The 18,219-nt window shown below is 68.7% G+C and carries 17 protein-coding genes; 10 read left to right on the top strand and 7 right to left on the bottom strand.

The annotated features are described in order from the left end of the window. Positions 1-40 precede the first annotated feature (40 nt). The 3 genes from hpnJ to AC3WRI_RS22925 are packed head-to-tail and all read left to right on the top strand — an operon-like array spanning position 41 to position 3,321. Positions 41-1,465, top strand: coding sequence for a hopanoid biosynthesis associated radical SAM protein HpnJ (gene hpnJ / locus AC3WRI_RS22935; RefSeq protein WP_010810964.1), 1,425 nt, complete (start codon positions 41-43; stop codon positions 1,463-1,465). Between the two features lie 38 nt (positions 1,466-1,503). After that, positions 1,504-2,307 carry a hopanoid biosynthesis-associated protein HpnK gene (hpnK, locus tag AC3WRI_RS22930; RefSeq protein WP_081225814.1) on the top strand — a complete coding sequence of 268 codons (804 nt, stop codon included), beginning with the start codon at positions 1,504-1,506 and terminating at the stop codon, positions 2,305-2,307. Between the two features lie 9 nt (positions 2,308-2,316). Further along, on the top strand, positions 2,317-3,321 hold the full coding sequence (locus tag AC3WRI_RS22925; protein WP_037024770.1) for a lysylphosphatidylglycerol synthase domain-containing protein: 1,005 nt from the start codon (positions 2,317-2,319) through the stop codon (positions 3,319-3,321). A gap of 13 nt (positions 3,322-3,334) precedes the next feature. On the opposite strand, the gene AC3WRI_RS22920 is transcribed toward AC3WRI_RS22925, so the two are convergent. Continuing rightward, on the bottom strand, positions 3,335-3,979 hold the full coding sequence (locus AC3WRI_RS22920; protein WP_011617691.1) for an MlaC/ttg2D family ABC transporter substrate-binding protein: 645 nt from the start codon (positions 3,977-3,979) through the stop codon (positions 3,335-3,337). Between the two features lie 171 nt (positions 3,980-4,150). On the opposite strand from AC3WRI_RS22920, the gene hpnN reads away from it, so the two are divergent. Further along, positions 4,151-6,787 carry a hopanoid transporter HpnN gene (hpnN, locus tag AC3WRI_RS22915; RefSeq protein WP_011617692.1) on the top strand — a complete coding sequence of 879 codons (2,637 nt, stop codon included), beginning with the start codon at positions 4,151-4,153 and terminating at the stop codon, positions 6,785-6,787. Between the two features lie 40 nt (positions 6,788-6,827). Next, a complete protein-coding gene (locus tag AC3WRI_RS22910) occupies positions 6,828-7,622 on the top strand; it encodes an MlaA family lipoprotein (protein ID WP_010810959.1) in 795 nt (264 codons plus the stop codon). A 9-nt stretch (positions 7,623-7,631) separates the two neighbouring features. Here the strand turns inward: AC3WRI_RS22910 and AC3WRI_RS22905 are convergent, their stop codons facing one another. Beyond that, on the bottom strand, positions 7,632-8,066 hold the full coding sequence (locus AC3WRI_RS22905) for an FKBP-type peptidyl-prolyl cis-trans isomerase (protein ID WP_010810958.1): 435 nt from the start codon (positions 8,064-8,066) through the stop codon (positions 7,632-7,634). Between the two features lie 217 nt (positions 8,067-8,283). Between AC3WRI_RS22905 and AC3WRI_RS22900 the strand changes: the two genes are divergently transcribed. From AC3WRI_RS22900 to AC3WRI_RS22890, 3 genes are all read left to right on the top strand, one after another. Next, positions 8,284-9,612 carry a tetratricopeptide repeat protein gene (locus AC3WRI_RS22900; RefSeq protein WP_011617693.1) on the top strand — a complete coding sequence of 443 codons (1,329 nt, stop codon included), beginning with the start codon at positions 8,284-8,286 and terminating at the stop codon, positions 9,610-9,612. 61 nt (positions 9,613-9,673) lie between these two features. Further along, positions 9,674-10,045 (top strand): DUF6152 family protein, encoded by a 372-nt coding sequence (locus tag AC3WRI_RS22895; RefSeq protein ID WP_070940799.1) that lies wholly within the window; start codon positions 9,674-9,676, stop codon positions 10,043-10,045. Positions 10,046-10,060: 15 nt separating this feature from the next. Continuing rightward, entirely contained in the window at positions 10,061-10,573 is a 513-nt protein-coding gene (locus AC3WRI_RS22890) for a DUF6644 family protein (protein WP_058696613.1), read from the top strand. 12 nt (positions 10,574-10,585) lie between these two features. On the opposite strand, the gene copD is transcribed toward AC3WRI_RS22890, so the two are convergent. Genes copD through AC3WRI_RS22870 form a run of 4 tightly spaced genes read right to left on the bottom strand, consistent with a single transcriptional unit; the run spans position 10,586 to position 14,810 of the window. Beyond that, a complete protein-coding gene (gene copD / locus AC3WRI_RS22885; protein WP_010810954.1) occupies positions 10,586-11,518 on the bottom strand; it encodes a copper homeostasis membrane protein CopD in 933 nt (310 codons plus the stop codon). Next, the gene (copC, locus tag AC3WRI_RS22880) at positions 11,519-11,905 is read right to left on the bottom strand and encodes a copper homeostasis periplasmic binding protein CopC (protein WP_010810953.1); all 387 of its coding nucleotides are present in this window, start codon (positions 11,903-11,905) and stop codon (positions 11,519-11,521) included. A gap of 35 nt (positions 11,906-11,940) precedes the next feature. After that, on the bottom strand, positions 11,941-12,939 hold the full coding sequence (locus AC3WRI_RS22875; protein WP_010810952.1) for a copper resistance protein B: 999 nt from the start codon (positions 12,937-12,939) through the stop codon (positions 11,941-11,943). 26 nt (positions 12,940-12,965) lie between these two features. Beyond that, positions 12,966-14,810: a copper resistance system multicopper oxidase gene (locus AC3WRI_RS22870; protein WP_492294147.1), complete on the bottom strand. Its 1,845-nt coding sequence runs from the start codon at positions 14,808-14,810 to the stop codon at positions 12,966-12,968. A gap of 165 nt (positions 14,811-14,975) precedes the next feature. On the opposite strand from AC3WRI_RS22870, the gene AC3WRI_RS22865 reads away from it, so the two are divergent. Then, positions 14,976-15,671 carry a heavy metal response regulator transcription factor gene (locus AC3WRI_RS22865; RefSeq protein ID WP_010810950.1) on the top strand — a complete coding sequence of 232 codons (696 nt, stop codon included), beginning with the start codon at positions 14,976-14,978 and terminating at the stop codon, positions 15,669-15,671. After that, positions 15,668-17,047 carry a heavy metal sensor histidine kinase gene (locus AC3WRI_RS22860; RefSeq protein ID WP_492294145.1) on the top strand — a complete coding sequence of 460 codons (1,380 nt, stop codon included), beginning with the start codon at positions 15,668-15,670 and terminating at the stop codon, positions 17,045-17,047. Before AC3WRI_RS22865 ends, AC3WRI_RS22860 begins: the two co-directional genes overlap by 4 nt. Here the strand turns inward: AC3WRI_RS22860 and AC3WRI_RS22855 are convergent. Beyond that, positions 17,037-18,083 carry a LysR family transcriptional regulator gene (locus tag AC3WRI_RS22855; protein ID WP_492294143.1) on the bottom strand — a complete coding sequence of 349 codons (1,047 nt, stop codon included), beginning with the start codon at positions 18,081-18,083 and terminating at the stop codon, positions 17,037-17,039. The two genes, AC3WRI_RS22860 and AC3WRI_RS22855, sit on opposite strands and share 11 nt — an antisense overlap. Positions 18,084-18,219 lie beyond the last annotated feature (136 nt).

Here is an 18,219-nt window from a genome sequence, read left to right as displayed (position 1 = left end):
CAACCCCACCCTTCACCGGCATCCATCCCCAGAGGCCGCAATGAAAAAAACCCTGTTCCTCCAGGCCCCTTCCTTCGACGGCTTCGACGGCGGCGCGGGCTCGCGCTACCAGGCCAAGCGCGAGATCAAGTCGTTCTGGTACCCGACCTGGCTGGCGCAGCCCGCCGCACTGGTGCCGGGCAGCCGCGTGCTCGACGCACCGGCCGACGGCCTGACCGTGCAGCAGACGCTGGATATCGCCGCGGACTATGAACTGGTCATCATCCACACCAGCACGCCCTCGTTCCCCACCGACGCCAAGTTCGCCGAGGAACTGAAGCAGCGCAAGCCGGACGTGATGATCGGCATGGTCGGCGCCAAGCCCGCAGTCGATCCGGGCGGCACGCTGGGTGCCAGCGAGGCCATCGACTTCGTCTGCCGCGAGGAGTTCGACTACACCTGCCAGGACGTGGCCGCGGGCAAGCCGCTCCAGGACATCCTGGGCCTGTCCTATCGCTTGCCGGACGGCTCGCTCGAACACAACGGGCAGCGCCCGATGATCGAGAACATGGACGAGCTGCCCTTCGTGGCGCCGGTCTACCAGCGCGACCTGAAGATCGACAACTACTTCATCGGCTACCTGAAGCACCCCTATGTGTCGATCTACACCGGCCGCGGCTGCCGTTCGCGCTGCACCTTCTGCCTGTGGCCGCAGACCGTGGGCGGGCACCGCTACCGCACGCGCTCGGCCGAGAGCGTAATCGCCGAGGTCAAATGGATCAAGGAGAACATGCCCGAGGTCAAGGAGATCATGTTCGACGACGACACCTTCACCGACTTCAAGCCGCGCGTGGAAGAGATCGCGCGCGGGCTGGGCCAGCTGGGGGTCACGTGGTCCTGCAATGCCAAGGCCAACGTGCCGTACAGCACGCTCAAGATCATGAAGGAGAACGGCCTGCGCCTGCTGCTGGTGGGCTATGAGTCCGGCGACGACCAGATCCTGCTGAACATCAAGAAGGGCCTGCGCACGGACATCGCGCGCCGCTTCACCGAGGACTGCCGCAAGCTGGGCATCCAGATCCACGGCACCTTTATCCTGGGCCTGCCGGGCGAGACGCGCGAGACCATCGAGAAGACCATCGAGTACGCCAAGGAAATCAACCCGCACACCATCCAGGTGTCGCTGGCCGCGCCCTACCCCGGGACCACGCTGTACCGGCAGGCGGTGGAGAACGGCTGGCTCGAGGAAAACAAGGTCATCAACCTGGTCAACGACCAGGGCGTGCAGCTGGCCGCGATCAGCTATCCGCACCTGTCCAGGGAAGACATCTACCACGGCGTGGAGACCTTCTATAAGCGCTTCTACTTCCGCCCCGGCAAGATCTGGGAAATCGTGCGCGAGATGCTGGGCAGCTGGGACATGATGAAGCGGCGCCTGCGCGAAGGCGTGGAGTTCTTCCGCTTCCTGCGCTCGCACGAGGCCTGATCCTGGCCCACGCGCTTTCCTGTGCCTCGCAACGCGCGCTGATCGTCACCGCCGACGACTTCGGCCTGCACCCCGCCGTCAATGAGGCGGTGGAGCTGGCCCACCGCGACGGCGTGCTCAATGCCGCCAGCCTGATGGTGGGCGCGCCCGCCGTGGCGGATGCGGTCGAGCGCGCGCGCCGGCTGCCGTCGTTGCGCGTGGGGCTGCACGTGGTGCTGGCCGACGGCCCGGCCACGCTGCCGCGCGCGCGGATCCCCGACCTGGTCGACGCCGAAGCCCGCTTCGGCTCGGCCATGGCCCTGGACGGCTGCCGCTTCTTCTTCCTGCCGCGCGTGCGCCGCCAGCTGGCGGCGGAGATCCGCGCGCAGTTCGAAGCCTTTGCCGCCACCGGCCTGCCGCTTGACCACGTCAACACGCACAAGCATTTCCACCTGCACCCCACGGTGCTGTCGCTGATCCTGTCGATCGGGCGCGACTACGGCCTGCGCGCGATGCGCCTGCCGCGCGAGCAGGGCGCGCCGTTGCCGCTGCGCCCCTGGCTGGCGCTGCTGCGCCGGCGCCTGGACCGCGCCGGCATCGCGCACAATGACTACGTGGTCGGCATCGCGCGCAGCGGGCAGATGGACGAGGCAGCCCTGCTGCAGGCGCTGGCGCAGTTGCCCGCGGGCGTGGGCGAGATCTACCTGCATCCGGCCGTGATCTCTGGCGAGGCCATTACCGCATCGATGCGCGGCTACCGCCACGCCGACGAGCTGGCCGCGCTGCTGTCGCCGCGCGTGCGCGCCGCGCTGGAGCGCGCGGCCAACCGGCGCGGCGGCTTTGCCGACGTGCTGGTGCCCTGATTGTTCAAGATGAAACGCATTGCTTACCTGACCGGCCTGATCGGGCTGCTGGCGCTCACCGCACTGGTGATCCACCAAGGCGCCAGCGACATCGCCGCCATCGTGGCGCAGGGCGGCTGGCTGCTGCTGTTGCTGGTGCCCCTGCATGCACTGCCGCTGCTGCTCGATGCGCAAGGCTGGCGCGTCCTGCTGACCTCGGCCGACCCCGAGGAGAAGGCGGGGCTCGGTTTCCTGTGGTGGGTCGCCACGGTGCGCGAAGCGGTCAACCGCCTGCTGCCGACGGTGGGGGTCGGCGGTGAACTGGTCGGCATCCGCCTGACGCGGCTGCGCATCCGCGACACCACCGCCGTCACCGCCAGCATCGTGGTTGAAGTGATGCTGACACTGTTCTCGCAGTACCTGTTCTCGGCCATGGGGGTGCTGCTGCTGGTGGCCGCGCTGCAGGACAGCGGCGGGGCCTGGATCATCCTGGCCGGGCTGCTGCTGTCATTGCCGGTGCCGGTGCTGTTCGCGCTGTCGCTGCGGCACACCGCGATCTTCGAGAAACTGGAAGGCGCGGCGCGCAAGCTGTTTGGCGAAGATCACCGCATCGTCGCCTTGATCGACGGTGCGCGGCTCGATGCCCATATCCGCGCGCTCAACCGGCGCCGGCGCGAGCTGCTGGCGGCACTGGGCTGGCAACTGGCAGGGCTGGTCAGCGGCACGCTGGAGATCTGGCTGGCGCTGATGCTGCTGGGCCATCCGGTGCCGGTCTGGCAGGCGCTGGCGATCGAATCGCTGACCCAGGCCGCGCGCCACGTGGCCTTCTTCGTGCCGGCCGGGCTGGGCGTGCAGGAAGCGGTGGTGATGCTGCTGGGGCAGGTGCTGGGGATGGATGCGCAGGTCTCGCTGGCGCTGGCGCTGGTCAAGCGCGCGCGCGAGATCCTGTTCGGCGTGCCCGCGCTGCTGTCATGGCAATGGGTGGAGCTGCGCCACTGGCGGCGCAGCCGGCACACGGGCCACGCCTCGCCCTGATGGCGTGCGGCGCTCAGGCGTCAGACGCCTGGCGCGCGTTATGGGTGGTCAGGTACTTCACCAGCCCGTCGACCCCGCTGCGCGCGACGATGTCCGCAAACTGCTTGCGATACACCTCGATCAGCCACGCCCCCATCATATTGATGTCATAGATCTTCCAGCCGTTGGCTGTGCGCTGCAGCCGGTAATCGATCTGCATCTCGTCGGCATTGTTGATCACACGCGTCTGCACCACCACATCGGTGGCGCCGCTGCCGGACTTGACCGGCTGGTAGCGGAACTTGACGCTCTGCTCGCGCAGTTGCGCCAGCGACACCGCATAGCTGCGCACGAGCAGCATCTGGAACTGCTCATGGAGCTGTTGCTGCTGCTCCGGCGTGGCCGTGCGCCAGGCACTGCCCAGCGCCAGCCGCGTGGTGCGCTGGAAATCCGTGTAGGGCAGGAACTGCTTCTGCACCACCGCGGTAATCTTGGCGAGGTCGCCGGCGCGGGTGTCGGGATTGGACTGGATGGTGCCGATCACGCCCTCCACCGCGGCCTGCACCAGCCGCTCGGGGCTGGCGCGCAGGTCGCCGGGCTGGACTGCCTGGGCGTGCGCTACGGAAACCATGGCCACCGCCGCAAGCGGCGCCAGGGGAAGCAAACCGTGAATCGTCATCGATATGAGAACCAGGAAGGACGGTGAAGCGGCGCCGGCGCTGCAGCGCCGATGCCAGGCTGACAGTTTATAGCGGATCGGCCTGAATCGCGGATGCCCGGGCCGCGCATGCCGCATGCGCCACGCTGCCAGCCGATATACTCGCGGTTCGTGCTCCTTCCGGATCCGCCCATGCTGACTTCGCTGCTGACACGCATTGTCCGGCTTGCCACTGCCTGGCCGTGGCGCGTCATCATCCTGGCGGCATTGCTGACCGCCGTCAGCGGCGTCTACGTGGCCCGCAACTTTGCGATCAACACCGACATCGGCCGCCTGCTGGAATCCGACGCCCCCTGGGCGGTGCGCGATGCCGCCATCGGCGACGCCTTTCCCCAGCGCAACCAGTTGATCCTGGCGGTGGTGCAGGCGCCCGCGACCGAGCTGGCCGATGCCGCCGCCGACGCGCTGGCCGAGGCGCTGCGCCGCCAGCCGGCACGCTTCACCGCGGTCAGCCAGCCCGGCGGCGGTGCGTTCTTCGCGCGCAACGGATTGCTGTTCGCCAGCACCGATGAAGTGCGCCAGCTCACGCAACAGCTGATGCAGGCGCGCCCGCTCGTCAACGCGCTCGCGCATGACCCGACCCTGCGCGGCCTGTCCGATCTCCTCGCCACCACGCTGGCTCTGCCGCTGCAGATGGGGCAGGTAAAGCTGGGCGACATGGCCAGGCTGCTGGGCAGCAGTGCACGGACACTGGACCAGGTGCTGGCCGGCAAGCCCGTCGCGCTGTCCTGGGCAGGGCTGCTCGACGACAGCCTCAAGCCCGGGCCCGATGGCCAGGTCTACAGCTACATCGCGCTCAGCCCCGTGCTGGACTACAGCGACCTGCAGGCCGGGGCCGCCGCCTCGCGCGCGATCCGGCAGGCGGCGGCCGAGCTGCAGCTGGCGCAGCGCTACCAGGCCACGGTGCGGCTGACCGGCCCGCAGGCGCTGGCCGACGATGAATTCGCCTCGGTCAGCGACGGCGCCGTGCTCAACGGCGTGCTGACGGTGCTGGTGGTGGTGCTGATCCTGTGGCTGGCCTTGCGCTCGGCGCGGCTGATCGTTGCGGTGCTGGCCAGCCTGTTTGCCGGGCTGCTCATCACCGCCGCGCTGGGGCTGGCCATGGTTGGCGCGCTGAACATGATCTCGGTGGCGTTCGCGGTGCTGTTCGTCGGGCTGGGGGTGGACTTCGGCATCCAGTTCGGCGTGCGCTACCGCGCCGAGCGCCATGACCGCGACCATATCGTCGAAGCGCTGGGGCTGGCCGCGCGCGCGGTGGGCGCTCCGCTGGCGCTGGCGGCCGCGGCCACGGCGGCGGCGTTCTTCTGCTTCCTGCCCACCGACTACCGCGGCGTGGCCGAGCTGGGGCTGATCGCCGGCGTGGGCATGATGGTGGCATTCGCCACCACCTTCACGCTGCTGCCGGCGCTGATCTGCGTGCTCAAGCCCGGCGGCGAGCCCGAGGCGCCGGGCTTCGCGTGGCTGGCGCCCGCGGACCGGTTCTTCGACCGCTATCGCAAGCCGGTGCTGCTGGTCACCCTGCTCGCGATCCTGGCAGGCGCGCCGCTGCTGCCGCACCTGCGCTTTGACTTCGACCCGCTGCACCTGAAGGACCCCAGGTCCGAATCGATGGCCACGCTGCTGGCGCTCAAGGACGCGCCGCAGGCCGGCACCGACGATGTCAGCGTGCTGGCGCCTTCGCTGCCGGCCGCGCGCGATCTGGCCGGCAAGCTGGCGGCGCTGCCCGAGGTGGCGCGCGCGGTCACGCTGCAGACTTTCATCCCCGCAGACCAGCCGCCCAAGCTGCAGGCCATCGGCCAGGCCTCGGCCGCGCTGATGCCGGCGCTGACGCAGCCCACCGCCACGCCCGCCACCGACAGCGCGCGCGTCAGTGCGCTGCGCAATGCCGCGCGGCAGCTGGCCATCGCCGCCGACGAGCATCCCGGTCCGGGCGCGGCCGAAGCCGCGCACCTGTCCGCCACGCTGAAGCAGCTGGCGGCCGCCGACGCCGCCACGCGCGACCGCGCCGAGCGCGCCATCGCCGTGCCGCTGCAGCTGGCGCTGGCACGGCTGAAGCTGGCGCTGGGCCCGCAACCCGTCAGCGAGCAGACGCTGCCGCCCGAACTGGTGCGCGACTGGATCACGCCGGACGGGCGCGCGCTGGTCAACGTCAGCCCGAAGCTGCCGCCGCCCGCCAGCGCACAGCGCGAGGCCGCGCTGGACCGCTTCATCACCGCGGTGCAGCGCGTGGAGCCGACCGCCACCGGCGGGCCGATCGCGATCCGCGGCTCGGCCGATACCATCATGGCCGCCTTTGCGCAGGCCGGCATCTGGGCGGTGGTGTCAATCACCATCCTGCTATGGATCACGCTGCGCCGCTTCGGCGATGTGCTGCGCACGCTGATACCGCTGCTGGTTTCGGCCATCGTCACGCTGGAATTGTGCGTGCTGTTCGGCATTGCGCTGAACTTTGCCAACGTGATCGCGCTGCCGCTGCTGCTGGGCGTGGGCGTCGCGTTCAAGATCTACTACGTGATTGCCTGGCGGCACGGCAAGACCCAGCTGCTGCAGTCCAGCCTGACGCACGCCGTGCTGTACAGCGCGGCCACCACCGCCACCGCTTTCGGCAGCCTGTGGCTGTCGCAGCATCCCGGCACCGCCAGCATGGGCAAGCTGCTGGCGCTGGCACTGGCGTGCACGCTGGTCGGCGCGGTGTTCTTCCAGCCGATCCTGATGGGCCGCCCGCGCGAAGGCGCCCATCACAAACATGACAAGGCCGCCCGGTCATAATCACAAACCCGATGCGGCCGACCCCGACCCCCTTCGTACAATGCCTTTACGCCAGCGCGCTACATCCGTTGCCACCACCGCCATTGCCGCCGCCCTGCTCGCCGGCTGCGCCACCGGCCCGCAAGCCAGTCCCGACGATCCGCTCGAGCCGATGAACCGCGCGGTCTTCACCGTCAACGACAAGCTCGACCAGTACGTGGCCGTGCCGGTGGCCAAGGGCTACAAGGCGGTCACGCCGGAGCCGGTGCGCACCGCGGTCACCAATTTCTATTCGAACATCGCGGACATCGGCAACTTTGCCAACAACCTGCTGCAGGGCAAGGGCGTTGAGGCAGCGGAGAGCTTCATGCGGGTCGCGATCAATTCCGTGCTGGGTATCGGCGGACTGATCGACATCGCCACGCCCGCCGGGCTGCAGAAGCATTCGCAGGATTTCGGCCTGACGCTGGGCACGTGGGGCGTGCCGTCGGGACCCTACCTGGTGCTGCCGCTGTTCGGCCCCAGCTCATTCCGCGACGGCGTGGGCCTGTATGTGAATTTCCAGTTCGACCCGACCACCTATGCCGAGCCGGCGGTGCGCAATTCGCTGTTCGGGATGAACGTGGTGGACGTGCGCACCAACCTGCTGGGCGCCACCGACCTGCTGAAGCTGGCGGCGCTGGACAAGTACGCCTTTGTGCGCGATGCCTACCTGCAGCGGCGCCGCTACCTGCTGGGAGAGAACACGTCGCTGCCGGACTACGACGAAGACGACGACGGCGGCACGGCCGCAGCACCCGCCGCGGAGGCGCCGGCGGGCACGCCTGCGCCCGCGCAGCCGCAGGCGCCGCGCTGACGCGGGGTCTTAGCCGCCGATCCCCAGCAGCACCACCTCGAAGGTAAGCGTGGCGTTCGGCGGAATCGTGCCCGGCACGCCGCGCGCGCCGTAGGCCGTGGCCGGCGGGCAGGTCAGCTTGGCCTTGCCGCCCACCTGCATCGCCTGCACCCCTTCGGTCCAGCACGGGATCACGCGGTTGAGCGGGAACGAGATCGGCTGGCCGCGCTTGTACGAGCTGTCAAACTCGGTGCCGTCGGCCAGCGTGCCGCGGTAGTGGACCTGCACCGAGTCGGTGGCCTTGGGCGAGGCGCCATTGCCCTTGATCAGGTGCTGGATGGTCATGCCCGACGCCAGCGTCTGCGGCGCCGCAGCGGGTGCGGCCGGGGCCGAGGCGGCCGGGGCGGCAGCGGAGGCGGCGCAGGCCAAGGTCAGGGTGCCGAGGAAAAGCGCAAGTGTTTTCATGGGAAACCTGGTCGTGAGGTCGTGATTGGGGATGCGGCAGTTTAACCGACACACGGCAACGATATGGCGGCAGCGGCATATAGCGCACAACGCACCCCGGCCGTGCGCCTTGCGGCAGGCATGGTGCGGCGCACCCCGCCGCATCCGTTACACGGGGCGTTTTGCCGTCTACGATGGTTCGTGACAGCCCCGCTGCCGCGGGCGCACGGAGATTGCCATGGCACTCACGGATTCACGGGACCTTCCGGTCTCGACCCAGAACGCCCGCTCGGTCGAGCAGTATGAGACCGCCCTGCAACTGCTGAACGGCTACTACGGCGACCCGCTCGCCGCCATCGACACGGCGCTGGCCGCCGACCCCGACTTCGCCATGGGCCACGCGCTGCGCGCCGCGCTGATGGTCACCTCTGGCGACGGCATGGCCGAGCCCATGCTGCGCCAGAGCGTCGAAGCCGGCGAAGCCCGGCACGCCCGCGCCAACGACCGCGAGCGCCGCCACATCGCCGCGGCACGGGCCTGGCTGGACGGCGAGTTCGAGCGCTCGGTCCGGCTCTACGGCGATATCGTGATCGACTATCCACGCGACCTGCTGGCGATCCAGACCGCGCATCTCGGCGACTTCCTGCTGGGGCAGTCATCGATGCTGCGCGACCGCGTGGCGCAGGCGCTGCCGCACTGGGATGCCGGCATGCCGGGCTACGGCTACCTGCTCGGCATGCATGCCTTCGGCCTGGAAGAAACCCAGCTCTACGAGCGCGCCGAGGAAAGCGGCCGGCGCGCGCTCGAGCTCAATCCGCGCGACCCGTGGGCCGTGCACGCGGTGGCGCACGTGATGGAGATGCAGGGCCGGCTGGACGACGGTATCGCCTGGCTGGACGGGCGCCGCGACGACTGGTCCGACGACAATATGCTGGCCGTGCACAACTGGTGGCACCTGGCATTGTTCCAGCTGGAAGCGGGCAGGACCGACGAGGTGCTGGCGCTGTACGACCGCTATATCAAGCGCCCCGCGCCGGCGATCGCGCTGGACCTGGTGGATGCCTCCGCGCTGCTGTGGCGGCTGCACCTGCGCGGCGTGGACGTGGGCCGGCGCTGGCAGCCGGTGGCGGACGACTGGCTCGGCCGCGGCGCGGCCGGCTACTACGCCTTCAACGATGTCCATGCCGTGATGGCCAGCCTGGGCGCGCACCGGCCCGCTGCCGCCGACCAGGTCCGCGCCGCGCTGGAGCGCGCCGCCCTGGGCAACGGCACCAATGCCATGATGTCGCGCGATGTGGGGCTGCCGGTGGCCGATGCCCTGATCGCGTTCGACCAGGGCGATTACAGCACCGCCATCGACCTGTTGATGCCGGTGCGCCTGATCGCCCACCGCTTCGGCGGCAGCCATGCACAGCGCGACATCGTCAGCCTGACCCTGCTCGAGGCGGCGCTGCGCGGCCGCCGCAGCAACCTGGCGATCGCGCTCACGGCCGAACGCGCCGCGCTCAAGCCCATGAGTCCTAGCCTGCACCGGCTGGTGCAGCGCGCCGACTCGTGCCGCGCATAAGTCTCCCTGCCGCGGCCGGGATCGGCGCCTATACTGCACCTGTCCTGACCGGAGACCACCCATGCCCAGCTTCCGCGCCCTGTTCCGCCCCGCCCTCTTTGCCGCCAGCGCCGCGCTGGCACTGGCGGCCGTGCCGGCCATTGCCCATCACGGCTGGTCCACCTACGACGAGACCAAGCCGCTGACGCTGACCGGCAAGATCGTCGAGAGCCACTACGAGAACCCCCACGCGCATATCCGCATCGATGCCGGCGGCAAGCGCTGGCTGGCCGTGCTGGCACCCGTGTCGCGGATGGAGGCGCGCGGCGCCACCGCCGACAAGGTGGCCGTGGGGCGCGAGGTCACGCTGGTCGGCTACGCCAGCAAGGAAAAGGCCGACGAGCTGCGCGCCGAGCGCATCACCGTGGACGGCAAGACCGTCGAGTTGCGCTGAGCGGGCGCGCGCCGCATGTCGGTGCTGTTCGCGCAATGGACGGAATGGGCCGGCGCGCTGGCGCGGCTGCCGTTCCCGATGGCCCTGCGCAGTTCGGCCTGGGCCTATCCCGCGGTAGAGATCGTCCACCTGACCGGCATGGCGCTGCTGTTCGGCTCCATCTTCGTGGTCGACATGCGCCTGGCCGGGCTCGGCCGGCGGCTGCCGGTGAGCCTGCTGTTGCGCCATGCGCTGCCCTTCACCGTCGGCGCCTTCATTGCGGTCGCGGCCAGCGGCGTGCTGCTGTTCCTGGCCCATGCCGATGAGCTGGCCGCCAATCCCGCGTTCCTGGCCAAGCTGTGCCTGATTGCACTGGCGCTGGCCAATGTGCTGTGGTTCCACTTCGGTCCCTATCGCAGCCTGCATGCCGGGCAACCGGGCTGGGACAGCGGCGTCGCGCCGCCGGCCGGCGCGCGCGTCAGCGCCATTGTCTCGATGGTGACGTGGTCGCTGGTGATCTGCGCCGGGCGTCTGATTGCTTATGTCTGATGGCCGCGGGACTCACGGCGGCGCCGGAGACAGCATCCCCAGCATGGCTACCAGGGCCATCACCAGCGCGGCGGCACACGCCTCCAGCAGCAGGCTGCGCCGCAACGCCAGCGTCGCCGCCCGATGCTCCCCGGCCTGCACCGCCAACGCCAGCCGCGGGCTCAGGCGGAAGCGGTTCGCGGCAGCCAGGCCAAGCATCGCCACGAACAGCGCGAGTTTTGCGACAAGCAGCCCGCCATAGGACATCGGCGCAAGATCCGGCAGCGCCGGGCCCACGATGAACCAGTAGTTGAGCGCGCCGGTCAGCAGCAGCGTGGCAACAATGATGGTGCCGATACGGGCAAACCCGTTCGAGGTGCGGCTCAGCAGCACCACCGCCGCCCGGTCCGATACCGGCCGCGCCAGCGACAGCAGCACGAACGCGGCCAACGCGCCGACCCAGGCGCCGGCGGCCAGCAGGTGCGCCACGTCGGCGCTCAGGTGGAGATAGCGCAAGGCGCCCTCATGCATCGCGCCGTGGCCGCCCCAGGCCAGCGTCGCCAGCGCAATCCCGCCGAACCCGGCCAGCGCAGTGAAGCGCGCGCCCGGCCGCCTGCGCCAGGACACGCAGGCCAGCACAAACAGCAGCAGGGCCGCCAGGCGCACCGACCACGCCAGCCCGAAATCCGTCCCTGTGACGATCATGGCGAAGACGTGGGCCTGCAACGCGGCGTAGTCGGACTCCCCTGTCATGGCCAGCGCCATCACCACAAGGGCAGCCAGCGAAAGCCCGATGCCGGCGATGGCGCAGCCCAGCGCAAGCGCCTGGCAACGCTTTGCAAAGCGTGAGGCCCGTTCCCCCCGATGCAGCGCATAGGTGCAGAACAGCGGCAGCCCGAACAGCAAGGCCAGGTCGAAATAGAGCGCCAGGCGCAGCCCGGCGGCCACCCAGTCCGGCTGCTGCAATCACTTCACCGTGAAGGCAATCTTGCCGTTGACGGGATGGGTATCGGACGACACCGCCCGCCAGTCCACCCGATAGCTGCCCGGCGGCAGCGGCTGCGTGGGCGTGATCACCATGGTCTTGGGGTCGTCGCTGCCGGAGACTTTCACGGCCATTTTCATCGGCGCATGGTCAGCCATGCCCGGCATGCCGGTCATCACCAGGTTGGCGCCGGAAAACTGGGTGACCAGGCTCTCGGAGAACTGCAGTTCGATCTTCTGCGGCGCGGCCACCTCGGCCTTGTCCGCCGGCGTGGACGACACCAGCTTCGGGTGCGCGAAGGCGATGCTGCTGGCCAGCGCGGCGGTTGCGGCAAGCAGGGTCTGGATCAGGGGGCGATTGGCATGCATGGTTGTCTCCGCTTGGGGATGATGAAGTTGTGGTGTCAGAACCAGACCCGGACACCGGCGACGAAACGCGTTTCGCCCGCCTTGCCGCCAGAGGTCCGGATCATGTCGGCGGTATTGCCGAAGGTCTGGTAGCGCTCCACGCCGATATACGGCGCGAACTGCCGGCTGAACTCATAGCGCAGCCGCAGCCCCACGGTGCCGTTGGACAAGCCGCTGCCGATGCCCACCTCCGGGTCGTTCTTGCCATAGAGGTTGGCTTCGATGCGTGGTTGCAGGATCAGGCGCTGCGTCAGCAGCAATTCGTATTCGGCGGACAGCCGCAGCGCGGTGCGGCCGCTGGTGCCGACATAGGCAGTGGCATCGACCTCGAACCAGTACGGCGCCAGCCCCTGCACCCCGAACGCCAGCCAGTTGCGCGCCGGGCGCCCGCTGCCGGTGTCGTTGCGCAGGCCCAGTTGCGTATCCCAGTAGCTGGCCACGGCGTGTCCCCACAGCAGCTCGGTGCGGGCCTCGTGCAGCTTGCCCTTCGACGCTTCGCCCTCGGCCTTGAGCACCAGCTTGTCGTAGCTGTTGCCGAACCACGCCTGCGCTTCATAGGCGGCGGCATTGCTGCCATTGGCGTGGGCCCACTCCAGGCGGTCGACCAGCACCGAGGCGAACAGGTGCTCGTCGGCCATCACCAGCTGGCGTTTGTCGCCCAGCGCGTACTTGCCGACGCCCAGCTGGTAGCCGCCGGAATAGGCATGCGGATCGCGGGCGTCGGGCGGCGCGCTGCCGCCCTGCATCTTCATGTCGCCGTGGTCCATGGCAGGGGCGGCCATGCCCTGCGTGTCCGGCGTCGGCGCACCGCCACCGTCCATGGTCTGGATCCCGTCCTGCTCCATGCCCTGCATCTGCCCATGGTCCATGCCCTGCATGGCGGCCGGGGCATCGTGCTGGTGCGCATGGCCGGCATGCGGGTCCTGCGCCTGGGCTGCGCCGATTGCGGTCAAGGCCAGCGCCACGGCCAGTATCGTCTTCTTGTGCCTGTGCATGGAGATTGCGAATTCAGGTTGAACCATCACGCCACCACCACTTCGCGGAACATGCCCGCATCCATATGCAGCATCAGGTGGCAATGCCAGGCCCAGCGTCCCAGCGCATCGGCGGTGACCAGGAAGCTGATGCGCTGCGCCGGCTGCACCGGGATGGTGTGGCGCCGCGCCTGGAAGCTGCCGTCCGGCGTTTCCAGCTCGCTCCACATGCCATGCAGGTGCATGGGGTGGGTCATCATGGTGTCGTTGTGCAGGATCACGCGCAGCCGTTCGCCGTGCTTGAAGTGGATCGGCGTCGACTTGCCGAACTCGACGCCGTCGAAGGACCAGGTGTAGCGCTCCATATTGCCGGTCAGGTGCAGCTCGACCTCGCGCCCGGGGCCGCGCGCATCCATGGCGCCGCCGATGGTGTGCTGGTCGGCCAGGGTCAGCACGCGCCTGCCGTTGTTGCGCAGGCCGATGCCGGGATCGTCCAGGTTGGTGCGGGCCATGTCGACGCGCATGTCGGTGCCCGGACCGTATTCGGTGCGGGCGTGGCGGGCGGTCTTGCTGGGGACCTTGAGCGGGTCGGCGGCGGCCATGGCGTGCTGGCTGTGGTCCATGCCGGCGTGGTCCATGCCCTGCATCGGCGTGGCGCCGTGCTGCATGCCGCCGTGTCCCGCATGACCGCCATGCCCGCCGTTGCCCGTCATCGCGCCCATCATGTCGGTCATGGTCAGCCATTCGGCCCGGTCTAGCGCGGGCACCGGCGCCGCCAGCCCTTCCCTGACCGCCAGCGTGCCGCGCGCATAGCCGGTACGGTCCATCGATTGCGCGAACAGCGTGTAAGCGTCGTCGCGCGGTTCGACAATCGCATCGCAGGTCTCGCCGGGGCCGAAGCGGAATTCATCGACCGTGACCGGTTCGATATCCTGGCCGTCGACCTGCACCACCCGCAGCTTCAGCCCGGGGATGCGCACGTCATAGAAGGTGTTGCCCGAGCCGTTGATAAAGCGCAGGCGCACGGTCTCGCCACGCCGGAACAGCCCAGTCCAGTTGCCGGCCGGCGTGACGCCGTTGGCCAGGTGCGTGAGCGTGGCGCTGGACAGGTCGGCCAGGTCGGTCGGGCTCATCCGCATCTGGTTCCACATGCTGCGCTTGTCCAGCGCCTGCTTCAGCCCGTCGCGCGAGACGTCGCGGAAGAAGTCGACCACGGTCGGCTGGTTGTAGTTGTAGTAGTCGCCCTGGACCTTGAGCTTGGTCAGCACCCGCATCGGATCTTCGTCGGTCCAGTCCGACAGCAGCACGGTGTGGTCGCGGTCGGCCCGCACACTTTCCTGGCCCGTGGCCGGATCGATGACGATGCCGCCGTACACACCGGTCATTTCCTGGAAGCCCGAATGCGAGTGGTACCAGTAGCTGCCGGTCTGCGCGACCTTGAAGCGGTAGGTGAAGGTCTGGCCGGGCGGGATGCCGGCAAAGCTGATGCCCGGCACGCCGTCCATCTCAAACGGCAGGATGATGCCGTGCCAGTGGATCGAAGTGGCCTCGCGCAGGCGGTTGGTCACGCGGATGGTGACCGTGTCGCCCTCGCGCCAGCGCAGCGTCGGGCCGGGCAGCATGCCGTTGATGGTGGTGGCAATGGCCGGCTTGCCGGTAAAGTTGACCAGCGACTCGCCGATCACCAGGTCGAACTCGGTGCCGCGCAGGACCGGCGCCGAGCCGGAGCCGGCCGGGGCAGCCTGCCCGGCGCGCTGGCCCACATGCTGCGCCCACGCGCTGCCGCCGACGCCAGCAAGGCTGGCCACCACGCCGCCGGCAACCAGCCCTTGCACGAAGCGGCGGCGGGGTAAATCGGGCAGCACAAGGCGGGTACTGGGGTGGCGTCGCATGTCATCAGTCCTGGTAGAAAGCATGCCAAGCGTAGCCAAGGCCACCCTACGCACGTCTGACCGGAACATGACATTGCGGTAATCTTCCGGTCATGTTGGCGCCCGCGTTGCCGGCGTAGAGTTGCCGGACCCTGCCCAAAGGGCCGATCGATCAAGGAAAGTGCTGTGAAACTGCTAGTGGTGGAGGACGAGTCCAAGACCGGCGAATACCTGCGCCAGGGGCTGACCGAGGCGGGCTTTGTCGTCGACCTGGTGGCCAACGGGCTGGACGGCCAGCATCTGGCGATGACCGAGCCCTATGACCTGGTCATCCTGGACGTGATGCTGCCGGACGTAGATGGCTGGCGCATCGTGCAGGCGCTGCGCGCGGCGGAGATCGCCGTGCCGGTGCTGTTCCTGACCGCGCGCGACAGCGTGGCCGACCGCGTCAAGGGGCTGGAGCTGGGTGCGGACGACTACCTGGTCAAGCCCTTCGCCTTTTCCGAGTTGCTCGCGCGGGTGCGCACGCTGCTGCGCCGGGGCACGGCGCAGATGGCGCTGGACCGCATCCAGGTGGCCGACCTGGTGCTGGACCTGGGCCGCCGCCGGGCCACGCGCGCCGGGCGCCGCATCACGCTGACCAGCAAGGAATTCGCCTTGCTGGAACTGCTGGCGCGCCGCCGCGGCGAAGTGCTGCCGCGCTCCTTGATCGCCTCGCAGGTGTGGGACATGAACTTCGACAGCGACAGCAATGTCATCGACGTCGCCATCCGGCGCCTGCGCGCGAAGATCGACGATGAGTTCGAGCCCAAGCTGATCCAGACCGTGCGCGGCATGGGCTATGTGCTGGAAGCCCCCGAGGCAGCGGAGAACGCTGAATGAAGGTCCGGATGTCGCTGACGGCACGGCTCACCATCCTGTTCTCGCTGTCGTCGGCCGCGGTGCTGCTGGGGCTGGGCGTGCTGATCTGGCTGGCGATCGACAATCATTTCGCCGACGAGGACTACGCCGTGCTGGGCGACAACGTGCGGCTGATCCAGAAGATCGCGGCCGAAGGCCCGGCGGCGTCGCTGGCGCAACGACTGGGCCCGGTGCTGGAACACCATGCCGGCTTCGTCGCCGAGGTGCGCGCCGCGGACGGCAAGCGCCTGTATGCCACGCAGGACTTCGATTTCGGCATGGCCCTGGCCGCCGCCGCGCAACTGCCGGCGCAGCGGCATGCCTTCACCTGGGAACAGGGTGGCCAGACCTACCGCGGCATGCGTGCGCTGGCGCAGGTGCCGCCCGGACAGCCGGGGCCGCTGCAGGTCGTGGTCGGCATGGACACGGCACTGCATGCCCACTTCATGCACGCCTTCCGCCAGTCGCTGGCCTTCTACGCCGCGCTGGCCGCGCTGGCGAGCGGGCTGCTGGGCTGGTGGGCCGCGCGCCGCGGGCTCTCGCCATTGCGCACCATGGCCTCGCGCGCGCGCACTGTCACCGCGCACAAGCTCGACGAGCGCATGCCGGTCGATGCCGTGCCGGTGGAAATGGCCGACCTGGCCGCGACGCTCAACGCCATGCTGGAACGCCTGCAGCGCGATTTCGCGCGCCTGTCGGAGTTCTCATCGGACCTGGCGCACGAGCTGCGCACGCCGATCACCAACCTGATGACGCAAACCCAGGTGGTGCTGTCGCAGCCGCGCGATGCGGACAAGTACCGCGACGTGCTGGCGTCCAACGTGGAAGAGCTGCAGCGGCTGTCGCGCATGGTGTCGGACATGCTCTACCTGGCGAAGATGGAGCACGGCATCACCCTGCCGAACGCCGAGCCGATCGAGGTCGCTGATGAGGTCGCTGCGCTGTTCGATTTCTACGATGCGTTGGCTGAGGACAAGGGTGTGCGCATGGCCGTGCGCGGCAGTGGCCGCATCACCGGAGACCGGCTGATGCTGCGGCGGGCGCTGAGCAACCTGCTGTCGAATGCGCTGCGGCATACGCCGGCGGGCAAGGGCATTGTGGTGGAGATCTTGCCCGCTGCCGAACGGGTGACGGTGGTCGTCGAGAACGAAGGCGAGACCATCCGGCCTGAACTGCTGCCCTCGCTGTTTGACCGGTTCTTCCGCGCGGACAAGTCGCGGGCGCGGCCCGAGTCCGATGGTGCGGGGCTGGGGCTGGGTCTGGCGATCACGCAGGCGATTGTGGCTGCGCATGGCGGGGGCATTGGAGTGGAGTCGGAGGGGGGGCGGACGCGCTTTGTCCTGACGTTCAGGGCGTAGGGAATGAGGGAGACTGCGCCGTGCCAGCGCTGATCGCATCCGCCGGCAACCCAGGCAGCATGGCGCGTATCGCGGGGACGAGCTCCCGCGTGAGCACCGTCCGCGTGATCCGGGCAATGTCTTCGGCAAGGTCGGACCATTCCGCCATTCGGCAAAGCAGGTAAAAATCGCGCTGGCCCAGCCGCGATGGCGGGATCGGCACCAGCTCGACCTGATCCAGCCACACCCGCGATTGCCAGAGGCAAAGGGGCGTGCTGACGGCCCACCCAAGTCCCGCAGCCACCAGGCTCAGCAGCGGATCGGTCGCATCGAACTCGAATCGACGTGCCGCTTCCACGCCGATGTGGCGCAGGTATCGCTCGACTTGCTGGCCGATGACCGAGCGCTGCGTGTACCGGATCAGCGGCAGATCGCCGACACGGTCGGCGAGGTCTTGCGCCTTGGACAACGGCATTACATGGCTGCCTTTGGGAAATACGGCCACCCAGCTTTCGGAAAACAGAAGTCGCTGGGCAATGCGTGCTTCGGCTACCGGCACTTCGGTGCAGATCGCCAGGTCCAGCTCCCGGCCCAGCAGCTGGGCATTCAGGCCCGGGGTCAGGCCAGACCATAGCTGCATTTGCCTGGCAGACCCTGACAGCCCGCGAATCAACGCCGGCCCCAACGTCGCTGCAAAGGAGTCCACACAACCGAGCCGTATCTGGGCGTGGTCCAGCCGCACGCGCTTGCGCAACTCCTCATCCACATGCCGGGCCTCGGCCAGCAGGCGGTCCGCCATCTCCAGCAGGATGTTCCCTGCGCGCGTGGGCCTGGCAGGCCGCACTTCCCTGTCGAACAGCTGGATCCCGTATTCGACTTCGAGTGAGCGGATCATCTGGCTGACCGCGCTTTGGCTGACGCCGAGCCCTTGTGCGGCAAGGGCCATGGAACCGGATTCACAGACAGCCATAAAGACCTGTAGCGCGTGCAGGTCGGGCACGCGCGCGCGGCGCCGGGTCGGGGAAATCGCGGAGGGCATCGGAGCGGACTTGGCCATGTGCTTGCCTGCAACAGGGAGCGGTGTCGGCCACTATAACTTAAGCAAATCTAAATTTTTCTATAAATATCTCTTCAACTAAGGCTCCGGGGCTGCCGTCGCTCCTAGGCTTGCATCCAGTTCTGATCCCACCAGG

The sequence above is a fragment of the Cupriavidus sp. FW305-27 genome (assembly GCF_058787995.1).
Note: the sequence above shows the minus strand (reverse complement) of the source record. Positions and strands in the feature narration are given on the sequence as shown.